This is a genomic window from Candidatus Margulisiibacteriota bacterium (assembly GCA_041658645.1).
Lineage (GTDB): Bacteria > Margulisbacteria > WOR-1 > O2-12-FULL-45-9 > XYB2-FULL-48-7 > JBAZZV01.
In genome coordinates this window covers 34363-46465 of sequence record JBAZZV010000002.1, presented here as the reverse complement: position 1 = coordinate 46465, position 12103 = coordinate 34363, and the positions used below count along the sequence as shown (strand labels likewise).

General features: G+C 50.8%; 3 protein-coding genes. 1 reads left to right on the top strand and 2 read right to left on the bottom strand.

Annotation, left to right across the window (positions count from 1 at the left end; translation table 11 throughout):
- Window positions 1-51: 51 nt before the first annotated feature.
- On the top strand, window positions 52-1038 hold the full coding sequence (locus tag WC903_01820) for a class I SAM-dependent methyltransferase (GenBank protein ID MFA5892693.1): 987 nt from the start codon (window positions 52-54) through the stop codon (window positions 1036-1038).
- A gap of 39 nt (window positions 1039-1077) precedes the next feature.
- On the opposite strand, the gene WC903_01815 is transcribed toward WC903_01820, so the two are convergent.
- Window positions 1078-1977, bottom strand: coding sequence for a radical SAM protein (locus WC903_01815; protein ID MFA5892692.1), 900 nt, complete (start codon window positions 1975-1977; stop codon window positions 1078-1080).
- Window positions 1978-2124: 147 nt separating this feature from the next.
- The gene (locus WC903_01810) at window positions 2125-11907 is read right to left on the bottom strand and encodes a hypothetical protein (protein ID MFA5892691.1); all 9783 of its coding nucleotides are present in this window, start codon (window positions 11905-11907) and stop codon (window positions 2125-2127) included.
- Between the last annotated feature and the right edge of the window lie 196 nt (window positions 11908-12103).

The window sequence follows — 12103 nt, the reverse complement described above, 5'->3', positions numbered from 1 at the left end:
CATTAATCATCATTTGCCTGAGAAGCGCAAAAAGAGTTATAATGCCGTCCAATGGCCAACAAATTTGATTCATTGACCAATCTGTTTATCTGTCCGGTTTGTAAAGCCGAGATTTCACTGGCCGGGCAGAACCAACTAGTTTGCAAGAACAGTCACGTTTTCAATATCCACGAAGACATCCCGATTTTTGCGCCAAACCCGCCCAGCCAGTTCTACGAAGAATGGACCTACAAAATGCATCTCGAACTATCGGCTCGCGCGCCTTTCATCGATAAAATAATGTATTATCTTTCGGAAAGACTTGGCTTGAGCTTGCGCCGCGAAAAGTTCCTGAAAAAGGCGTTAAACGGCAAAAAGGGCTTTGTTTTAGATGTTGGCTGCGGCGCGGGAAGAAGCTTTTATCGCCAGATCGGGCCGGTGATCGGCGTTGACATCGCCATGAGCGCCCTCAAGGATTCGAGGAAAATATACCCGCTGGTCGCCCAGGCGGATGTTCTTAATTTGCCGTTTCAGGACAATATTTTTGACTTTGTCGTCAGCACTGACATGATCGGCCATATTCCGGCCGCTGAAAAAGACCAGCTATTAAAAGAGATGTGTCGGGTGCTTAAGCCAGGCGGGATTATGGCCCATGTCATTGAGGCCGATGCGAATAATTTATTCTACAATTTTGCCAAGAGGGACAAGGACCTTTTTCATAAATATTTCGTAATCGAGATAAGCGGTCATTTTGGGCTGGAAAGAGCCGCTGAAACGCTCAATCGTTTCCGCGCGCTCGGCCTAAAAGAGGAAAAAGTTGAATTGATCTATGATCTGTTTGTGCCGCTTTATGATTTCTTGAGATTTTACGGGGAAGGCTATCAAAAAAAATATCCAGTAGTTAAATTTCTGGCTTTGATGGTAAAAATGCTGATGAAAAATCGATATGTGGCATTTATCGCGGACATAAAACTCGGTATTTTTGCCACAATATTTGAGAAATTCAGGGATATCCGTTGCGCCCAGGATTTTGGTGTTGTTTATAGGAAGGCGAGTTGAAAGTATAATCCCTATCGGCTTTAGCGCGGAGTCCGCCACTTAATCGTATTTTTTAAATCCGTTGAAAACAAAAGGGGCATTGCATCGATAGCAGATTTCCGGTTTATACTTATAATGACGATAGTATAATATCTTTGCCAGAAGATCATCTATCTTTGATGTCGTGATATTCCCAATGTCGGTGTTTTTGTTAATATCGCAACAACAAAGCAGAACATCCCCATTCCAGGCGAGCTGCAATGTATTAGCCCACATCAAACAGGAGATATTTTCCGGCGGATAGAATTCCACTCCCTTTTCTTTGAGAAATTGTTCATCCCATACTTCGCCGGGCGGCAAATAACCGCCTCGGTTAATACAAAGTACCGCTTTATCGAAGTTTTTCGGCCTAAAACCCAGGTGAGCCAGAATGTTTTGCATTGCTGTCCATTGAGGATAATCAAATATTTTGGTTAGCACGGGCCTGATCATTGTTTTATTAAGCAGGTCTCCGCCATTTTTAGACAGATAAGATAAATTATTGATAATCTGGTCCGAAGGAATATTTCTCATGGTTTTCTCATATGCGGCTTTGCTTTCGCAGGAAAAACTGATGGTTAATTCATCAATCGTAATATTTTTGAGCTTATCCGTTCTTTCCGGGGTCAAAAAAGTCCCATTAGTTATCAATTCAATTCTGACTTTCGGCTGGTTATCATGCAAATATTTAATGTAGTCAAGGCAGTCAGGATGCATGAGCGGTTCGCCAAAACCAGAAAAGATAATAAATTCCGCGCCAAACTCGGGGATCCTTTCGATGATTTTCTTGAAAACATCCCAACTCATAAAACCTTTCGATCTGGTCAAGGCTTTTCTGGGACAAAAGACACAATTAGCGTTGCAATGGTTGGTTAGTTCGATCTCAAACCCGTTAATAAAATTAGTTTTCTTTTTAGCCATAAAATATTATAACATACTTTTAAAAAGGGCTGGCGAGGTATGAGGGCCTATCGAGTCAAATAGAAGAGAATAAAGCGAAGGCGATCATTAAAGGGCGGGCCACAACGGGCCTGTTTTCCGCTGTACCCGCCCATTAATATCCCCTTATCATCCAGCTACGTTCAAATCCGCAGTTATCGGGAGATCTTCACCCAACAAATTACGCAAAACGGTTGGCTCAAGTTTGGGACTGGCGACCGACCGTCTATCGGCAGTCACAAACGGATTGGTTTTAAGCGACAGCGCCTGCGGCTTCACTTGGCTTCGGGCGGCATTGATCAGAGCCGGGTCAAGCTGGTAGCCGGAAAGGTTAATGAAAACCGGCTCCGGACCAACCGGCTGGGCGCCGCCGGGGAGCGCGATAGTTGTTGGAGTTGTCGGATTGCCCTGATCATTTGTAAATTCAAGATAGGCCGCCATTAAACTGCCGGCCGTCATTTGATCCTGGTCGTCAGTTACTCGATAACCGAGGTGGCTAAGGCGGGAAGCCAATTCCTGCCGGGCGACCGGGAAGCGATCGAGCTGGGTTAAGGGCAGGGCAATATTATGCGCGGCTAACTCATTCAGACCGATATTGTATTGATTAGGAGCTTCGGGATCGGCTGTTTGCAGGATGATAGAGGACTGCAGAAGCCGGTCAAGATTTCCTTCAACCCCGTTGCCGGAATAAGTTTTTGTTTCATAAAGTTGATCGATCCCGGCCTGGCCAAAACCGCGGCTGACCCTGGCGCCGGTAACTTCAATGTCATAGAGCACTTGCTGTCCAACCGTTTGGCCGGTGATCGGGTCGTTGACCGGCGTGAAACGCCGGTTAACTTTAATATCAAAACGGTGTTTGATATTGCCGTCGTCAGAATCCCGCAGGCCGTGTTCCTCGCGATATTGTTCAATGGCCGAGTTGGCCCGGTCGAGCGTTTCGTCGGTCAGGTCGGCGTACCCGTTGACTTCAAGCTGGTTGATCTGGTTGATCGTCCTCATGTAACGGCCCAGCAGGCGGCCGAATTCGCCGTTTTGCCTGATGAATTCTGCGCGCTCGGCCGGGCGCATTTTATTGAAATTAACCGCCGCCTGTATGACCCCCAGGAATTGCTGGGCTTTCGAGATCTTAACGGCTTGCCCATCAACTGTCACGGTTTCGTTCTGTTCGTTGAAATAGGGGAGATTGGCGCTATTATTATTGACTTTGAGAGAGATGCCGAATTTGTCTTTTTCTTTGAACGAATCGACCAGATGGCCTTTGGTGACCGTCCTGTCGATCCATTGCTTATAGCCGAGCGCTTCGCCACCCCATTCGATACCGCCGTAAACCAGGGCGCCAACCCCAAGTCCCACGGCTCCGGCTAAAAGCGGGTTTTCGGCCAGCGGAGCGGCGGCCAATGCGCCAGCTTTGACCGCCAGATAACCGGCGACTCCTTCTTTAACGATGTCGGCCAGCGCGGCCGCTTTAGCGGACCGATCACCACCCATCAAAGTTTCTTTGTGCCGCAGGGTGGCAACGGTCACCCCGAGTGCGGCGCCGGTCAACGGTCCGGCCGCTCCTTTGCCGACCTTAAAGAGATTAACAAAAGCTTCTTCACCGGCCGCGAAAGCAAGATAACCGCCGAGCGCGGCGGCGCCGGTGGCGGCTGCCTGGCCGGCCCCGCCGGTTTTAATCTCATGCCAGTTCATGGCGATGTCAAGGCCGAGGATCAGGGCGATCATGGGGCCGTGAGCACGCGTGAAAGCGCGGACCTTAATGCCCAGCGGCTGTCTGATCCCTTCGAGCTGGGCAGTCTTAGCTCCGATCAGCGACTTGAGACGGGCGGTTTCGGCGGGATTTTTATCAACAGTTTTTAATTGTTTTCGTAAAGTTGTGATCTCACCATAAAGCTGGCGGGCGGCGGCTTGCTCTGTTTTAATTTCCGCTTCAAGCGCCCGTTTTTCAACTATCGCCTTTTCCAGACCGAACATTTCCCGTTCCCAGGTGTGCAGGGCTTCGGTTTTCATCTGCGCTTTGCGGTCAGCCGTGATATTCTGGGCATCAATTCTGGCTAAAGCTTTATCCCTGGCCAATTCCAGGTCGCGGCGCGCGGCTTTGACTTGGTCAGCGATTTCCGCAGCGTCGACAACGCTGGGTTGTGAGAGAGGAGTTGTTTCATTAAGAAAGTAGCCATTGCGTTTCTGGGCAACATTGATCTTTTTGAGCGGGTTGTTATTAAGTGTTTTAATGAGCTCGAGAAGAGCAGGCCTGCCTTCTCCGCCGAACCTGACTCCGCTTTCGATCTCGATGCTGGTCAGGCCGTTGTCTTTAGCTTTTCTAGCCGCTTCTTTGAACGCTTCAATATCTTCGGGCGCGACATCTAAGAAGGCCCCATCATTGATCTTGGCGTGGCTGAGACCCATCTTTCGGAATTCCGCTTCGATCGGATTTTGAAAAGTCATCCGGTTGGCTGATTCGGCCAGTTTGACCATTCTTGCCGGTTGGCCAACCGCTTGAAATTCACCTTGGATTTGCCCGACGATCTGGGCGGCCGCCGGCTCGGTCAGGCCGAATTCTTCGACAAAAGGGGTTGGCTTGTTCTGTCCGGCGGTTGCCACCAGTCTGGCCACCTGATCGCCTCTTAATTTTCTGATAACTATTTTGCCTTCGGCCTCTTCGACCGGGAAGGAATATTCGCGGGTTAAAGCGTCAGGATTTTGCGCCAGATCGGTCAGCAGTTTAACCCCGTTGGTCACGTTCCCGTTGTCGACCGGAACGTCGATTGCCGCGCGGTTTTGTTCAACGAATTTGCGCATTTGCCCTATTTCGGTGTTCCATTCCTGGCGGCTGCCAGCCGGGAATTTACCGCGCAGGTTGGCCAGTCCGTCAACCTTGCTGTTTTCGATCCAGCGCCACAGGTCGGAGTTCTTCACGTAGACTTTCCCTTTTTTCACCGCGCTGGTGAGTTGCTGAAGACGGGCTTGTTCCTGGCCGGTCAAAGGCTGGCCCGCTTTAATTTTCTGTTCCAGCAGGCTTCTTTCTTTAGCGAATTCCGGCCGTTCTCTGGTGATGTTGATCGGTGTGAAGCCGTCAGGATTGGAGCGGATGTTCCGCAGCCGGTCGATCATTTCACCAGCGGCGGATAGATCTTTCACCTTCGCTTTATCGTCCAGTTTTGTGACAGCGGTGAGGGCCGATCGACCGAGAAATCCCGGCAGTGAGGTAACCAGGTCGCCGGCAGCGTGATAACCGTGGCTGATCCCGCCGGTAACAGCGTCATTGCCCCACCAGACACCTCGTCCATAATAATTAGCCCGGTTCCAGGCGGTCGAAGTAACGTGGGCGCCGGAATCATTACCGACACCGATCTCAATTGACCGGCCGATCTCGATTTGGAGAGGACGGCGGGGGTCGATGGGACCGGTACCACCTGCTTTAGCTGCTCTGATACCGCGGCGAACAGGTTCAACGAGGCCATATCTGGGCAGCGCGGTCAGGATTTTTACGCCGGTCCCTTCAAGGATATGCGACAAATTCCTCATCGCGTAGCCCCTTTCCAGCGGGGTCATTCGATTTTTGATCGCTCTATCCCAGAGCCGGACCTTTTGGTTCTTGCCCCAGGCTAAAATGGTTTTTGAGGTAAATCCGGTAGCGCTGAACATAACGGGGATCAAGATCGCTTCCGCGGCCAGCGCCCCGATATTGCCCTGTTCCGCGTGGTCCTTTAAACTGCCCCAGAAGATTTCGCTGAAAACTTCGTAGCCGGAAAATGAAGCGCCGGTGGAACCGGCTTGCTCGAAAACTTTGGCCAGGATTTGGGCCCTCTCGGTCGGGCTGTCGGTTTTATACGCCTCAATCAAACCGCCAATAATAGCGCTTAATCCGGTGGCAATACTGCGCGGCATTTTCCAACCATAATTAACGGCTTGCGTCAGCAGATGGTTGCGGAACTGGGTCAGGACCCTGATAGCCGCTTCTTTGTCGGTAAAGGTTTGATAGACGTCCTGGACAAATTGCGGTCCGTAGGTTTCGCCGAGCCAAGTCTTGGTGTCCCGATAGTAGCGTGAAGCGAAGTTGACAGTCGGCCGGTTGATCGTGCCGCCATTCGGGTTATATTCCACATTTTCCAGCACACACATATTTTTTGGGGTTTTACCGCCGGTTTCCTTCAGCGCGCCCCATTCGATCAAACGTTCTGAAAGGCTAAGAGAAGAGAGCGCCCGGCGTTTCGGGTCATCGGTGTTCCGGGAGCGATTGACCGTGGGAGAAAGCTTGGTCAAGTCTTCAAATACCTGGGACAGGGCAACGAGCTCCGCCGGCGCGTTGGTCGGATCGGTGAAATTACTAAATGGTTCCGTCCGGCCAGCGGGCCACAAACGGTCGATTTGTTCTTTATAATCACGCGGGGGCAAAACAAACGACTTACCGAACAGTGTTCTAAGTTGTGCTCTCTTGGTTTCATCAAGCTGGGCGATTTGGATCAGCTGGAGGAAATCGAGTTTGAATTTGATCCGGCCGTGGTTGGGGCTATCGGGATTTTCAAAGAAATGTTTCCAGCTGTTATCGTTGTCGAAAATGGCAGTGACGCCGGCGGGATCCACTGTGCCCATTAAAGCATGATCGAGATTGGCGTCTTTAATGACCCGGCGCATCAAGGCGCTTTTGATCTGGCCCGATTGGCCGCCCATTAACAAGTTTAAATCCTTAAGTAATAAGGGATTGCGCCTGATGGTATCGATCATCGTTTGGACTTCCTGACCGAAGTCAGCAACCTGGCTCCGGTTGATCAGGCGGAGCTGTGTTCTAATATCGCCGCCGGGCTGGACCAGGCTGCGCAGATAATTACTGCTGTTCGGACTGTTATAGATCATGTAAAAATGTAACTGGTCGGCCAGGTGAGCGTAGGGCGACATCTGGCTTGATTCCATGGCCAGTGAAGAAACAAAATTATAATAGACCTGGCCGGCAGTGCTATTTAATAGCTCAATCTGTTCGGCAGTTGTTTCCGGTCCATAGGCATGATCACCCAGCCCGGTAACGCCGCCCAAAGCGGTCGTTAATTCACGGGGCAAGCTCGCGACCCCGTGTAAATTATGATGTTTGCCGAACGAATAGAGCAGTAACGGCATCAGGAAATTGGCCTGGCCGGGCTGGGGGATCCTTTCAAAAACTTTGGTGATCGCCAGTTTGGCCAAGGTTCTCTCGTTTGTTTCTCCGAATTCGGTGTTAGTCGTGGCTAACCGGAATCCCTCCTGGCCCTGATGGGAGGCGGCGGCCATTGCCGAGTAGGCTTGGCCGGCGTCCGCTTCTGACACTTCATTTAGAGTAAAATATTGCCGCTCGACGTTAAAGCGGGAAACAAGAATTCCCTGTTCATCGATGAGCCCTAATTTGACTAACGCGTTCCAGCCGGCGGGGCTGACCATGGTTCGGTCAACCGTGCCGAAAAAGAAAGCGTTCAAAAGCTGGCGCGGCGTTTTAAAAGTGTCGCGGCCGTGGTAGCCGAAGATTTTTGAATCCTGCTGTGAGAACAGACTGGCGGTGATCTCGCCGATAAAACTACGATCGTCGAGCAGGCGGCTGAACCCGCTGCCCTGCAGAGCTTCATAATCATTGATGTCAAAACGGTCGCCGGAGAAAAAAGTTCCTTCGGTCGAGACGCTGATTTGCGTTTTTTGTTTTAACTCAAGATAGAACATGTATTTGGTCCTGGCCCCGGTTAGCTTTTCGGCCTGGGTTTCCGCGACGCTTAAGCCGGTCCTTAAGCCGCTTAGCAGGTCGTTTTCAAAGGTGTTATTGGCGTTGAGTTTGCGCAGGTTATCACTGCCGGCCAGGTCGGCGATCTGCTGTTTGATCCGGTCGACCCTGGCGACAACCTGTATCGGATCTTTGGCATAGCTTTCAGAGAGCCGGACCAGCTCGCTGATTTTATCTCTGATCTGCGTGAGAGCTGTTAATTTTCGAGCGACTTCTTTGTAATCTTTTTCCCCGGCATCACCAACTCCCTTCAGCGCGGCGAGATTATCATCGGAGGCATCGTCCGCTGGCTTAAGATCTTTCAGTCTTGCCTGAATATTATGCAAGCGGGTTTCTAACCCCTGGTATTGGGTCAAGAGAGAGACCGTTTGTTTTTTCTCGGTGTCGGTCAGCGCCAGATTGACATTGATCGAGTCAACAAACTTTGACTGGACTTTGCCGTCGGCGTTGAGATAGCCGGCGGCTTTTAAGGTGTCGAACAGTCCCGGCTTGATCGCGTCCAAATCCTGGCGGTTGATTGGCCGGCCTTCAAGCAGCGCGGTAAGCCGGTTTTTCTGCTCCTGCAGGTTGGCCAGAGAAGCGGCGAAATCATTGGCGATTTTTGCGGTCGCTTTTATTTCGGCAAAGACGCTGGTCAGTTGCTGATCATCGGTCACCTTGAAATAGGCCCGCAGCTGATCCATTTCTGGCGAGGTAAAGGCGGGTGTTTCTTTGACGTTGGGATCGCTTAATATTTCCAACCGGCTGTAAAAAGCGGCGTTAGCGGTCCACCGGCTATAGCGATCCTGATACATTTGCATCTTAACGCCCATGGTCATGGCCGGCGGCAAACCGGTTTGCTGCATATTCTGGATCTTTTGCGGCGAGGTCAGTTCATGGAAACCGTCGGCCGTGCCGTAACCGAACGATTTGCCCAACTGCCAGAGATACGCGTACCAGGCGGAATCGACATCCGGGACGTCGTTCTCCGGCATCGACTGGACCGACATCTTTTGCAGTTGGAACATCAGGCGCTTGAAGATGGTCATGGTTTTTTGCCAGCAGGCGGTAAAGTCGGCCCGTTCGCCTGCCGGTATCAGGGCCAGTATTTCGTCGGTCGGCCCGTGTTCAAATGTCCGGCCCTGAATGACGAACTTATGCTGTTTGATATATTCCCGCATTTGCGTCAGGGTTGCCTGTTCCGGTCCGGTCAGGCCGGGTTTGCGTTCCAGATAATTGGTTACCCGCCTCTGAATTGTTCCCGCCAGGCTGGCAAAGGCCGCCTTGTCTTCCGGCACGGTCAGGTTAGTGGGAGCAATAGAAGTTATTCTGGCCGCTAATTGACGAAGTCTGGCCGCTTCCTCGGGCTTGAAACGCGCTTCGGGTTCTGTCAACCGGATCAGGAGCGCTTGTTCCGGCGCGGTCAGGCCGTTATCTCCCTGATATTTAGCGACGCTGGTTAGAACGGGCTGTTCATAACTGGTAAATTCGAGCCCGCCCTGGAGCTCATAGGCATCTCCCTGGCTGGCAAAATCAAGCAAACCGGTGATCGTTTCATCGGTTACGCCGTCCACCGCGCAGCGATCTTGCGAACTGGTCAGCGATAATGTACCAGCGGCATGCGAACGGCCGGCGGTCGCGATATTGAAAAGCGCGGCGCCGTCATGGTCAACCAGGTCGGGCAGGTCGCGCCTGATCGCGGTGCCCGAAAAATTCCGCTCTTCAAGGGCAGGTGGCTCAACGTTGACTCTGGTAAAGATTGGGTCGTTGGTCGCCGGGTCATGGCTGACCAGATAAACCCCGCTCGCCTCAAACGGGGTCTTTTTGTCTTGTTCGGGGTATTTAATTTTCAGGTCGGCCGCGGTAAACTTTTGGCCGATGCTGCTCCCAACCTGGTCGGCGAGAAAACCGAGCATTCTGGGAGTTAACATCACTTCCTGGGCGCGCCGATCAAACTGACTGGCATTGACGCCGGAAAGATTACTTGGGTCGGCTTCGATCGCTTTGGTGTTTTCTTTCGCCGCTTTTTTGCTTAGTTCAACCTTGGCAAGCTCATAATCTTCTGGCAATTCGGCCAGAATACTGAAAACCTCTTTGCTGTCTTTGTTGGTAGGCGGCAGAGCTTGATTGATCTTCTGCATAAGGTCATTCGCCGCGGTAAAGTTGATGGTTGATTTGTTGTTGTTGGCGGCATAGATGTTATACGATCTTTGAAGATTATAGAAATGGCTGACAAAATTCTGGAGCGAATTCGTCAGTTTGTTTTGCAATGACCGGTCTTTCGGTCGTTTGCAGATATCTTCGATCTTTTTGATCGCGACCTGGGCCCGGCCTTTGAGCGCCGCAGTCTTCGACTCGATCTCGGTCTCGGCGTAACCCAGCGAAGAGTAGTGGTTCCTCATAAAGAAATATTCGCCGAGAGCGTTGAGGTCATTTTCTTTCAGGTCATGGACGAGCCGGCCGAATTGCTCCAGAATCTGGCCGAGCGGCGTATCAGTACGGGTGGTTATATCGTTGACGAGTGCGATCATCAGCGGACGGAGGGGACTATCTTCTAATACTCTGGTTAAAAGATGGTTGGCTTTTTCGTAGTGATAGCGTACCAGGAGAGCGGTGTCCGGCAACTGGAGGTTTTTATCCTTGTCCGAGCCGAAACGATGAGCCGATTCATACAGGATATTCAGTCGTTCGGTTTCGTGGGGAAGCCGGGCGGTTTCCCGCTGATCGATCTTGGTCAATTCGGTTTTGAGGTCTTGAACGTCGGAGCTCTGCGCCGGGTAGGCGGCGACCAGACGGTCAAGCCGCTTGATGATATCGGCTCTGATCTCACGGCTTCTTGACGCCACTCCCGGGACGGTGGCAAACATCCGCGCCGATTCATATTCGTACAGCTGGGTATACAGCCTGATATAATCCTGGCGGAGCTCCTGGAGATCGCCGCGCAGTTCTTCTTCTTTCTCTTTGTTGTTGGCCTTTTTGCCTTTAAGGTAATTTTCCAGTTTTCTTTCGGCGGGAACGATATAAGTCGACTCAAAGAACGATTTTTCTTTGTCACCCGATTTTCCGAGGACGCTATCTAGCATGAAAGGGATATAGTTTAGAATACGGGTAAGAAACTCATTGATTGGCTGTTCCTGGTTGGTGCGAAGATTGGTAATGGTTCCGTTAGGGAATAGTTCGTTCATTTGTTTGGCTTGCTGATAGATCTGGTTGCTGACCTCCAGCAATTCCATTGCCAGTTCGCGCAGCAGTCGGGTTTTGACTTCTTTATCAAGTTTTTTATCGGCCAGGATCGCCCGATAGGTCTGATGTTTTTTAAGGTAACTATTTTGCAAGGACTTCAAAATATCTTTTTGCTCCGGCAGTGAGGGGCGCAGCAGTTCCCGATTATTGGCCAGATAGGAATAGGTCAACTGCAGGCTTTGCAGGTCAAACAGATCAAGATTTTTTTTCTCCGGCAGGATACCTTTTAACTGGAGCAATCTTTGCAGTGACCGGACGTAAGCTTTAGCCCCTTCGGGCAATTGATCGAGGCGAGTGAGCGTTTCTTCGCCTTTGACGCGTTTGGCTAACAGGGCGGTCGAGGTGGTGCCGTCACTGTTCCGTGAGAGCCAGTAGATAAAATAATCCTTGACCCGGTTGCTGTTTTCTTCATAAGAGAAGCGCAGGTAGATCGTGCCGGGGAGGTTGTCCGGGTCGGTGATGCCGGCGGCATTAAGAGCGGCGCGGCGTTCGCTGGGAACTTTTGGCTCTTCTAAGGGCGCTAGTTTAAAACCGGCGAAAGTTAGTTGAGCCAGTGTGTCTTGGGAAATAGTGACGGTTATAGACCGTTTATTCAAGCTGTCGACTTTTTCGATTTTTTCGGGAGAAAGATTAAACTTTTTACCGACCGAATCGGCAGTAATTTTATTGGCCGGGTCTTCGAAATATCTTGCGGAGATCGGCGTGAAGGCAATCTTTCGTTTATCCAATTGGCTAAATTCATCATAGGTCAGCGAAAAAGTCAGGACATCGGACGATTGGCTGATTGAGAGAGGCGGGGGGACCGGAATATTGGCCGGATTGGCTGAGGGCAAATACGTGCCGGTATCTCCGTTAATGCCGGCATCTCCATTAAATGAAACTCCGCCCAGTTCGCGGCACTTAGCCGGGTCATAAGAAAACGATTGATTATTTATTACACAGCTGTTGCTCATAATTCCCCTTAATAAAAAAGGCCGTCTGCCTTTCGGCGGAACAGCCTGTTAATGAGACATTGCAAAAATGAACGTCCCAGATCAGCTCTTAGAAACAGGCAATCTATTGGCCAATCATCACGTTGTGCTTCTATATATATATATCGAAATAAAGGGGGTAAAACTTGCATTGATATTTGTAATAATATCAACAAAT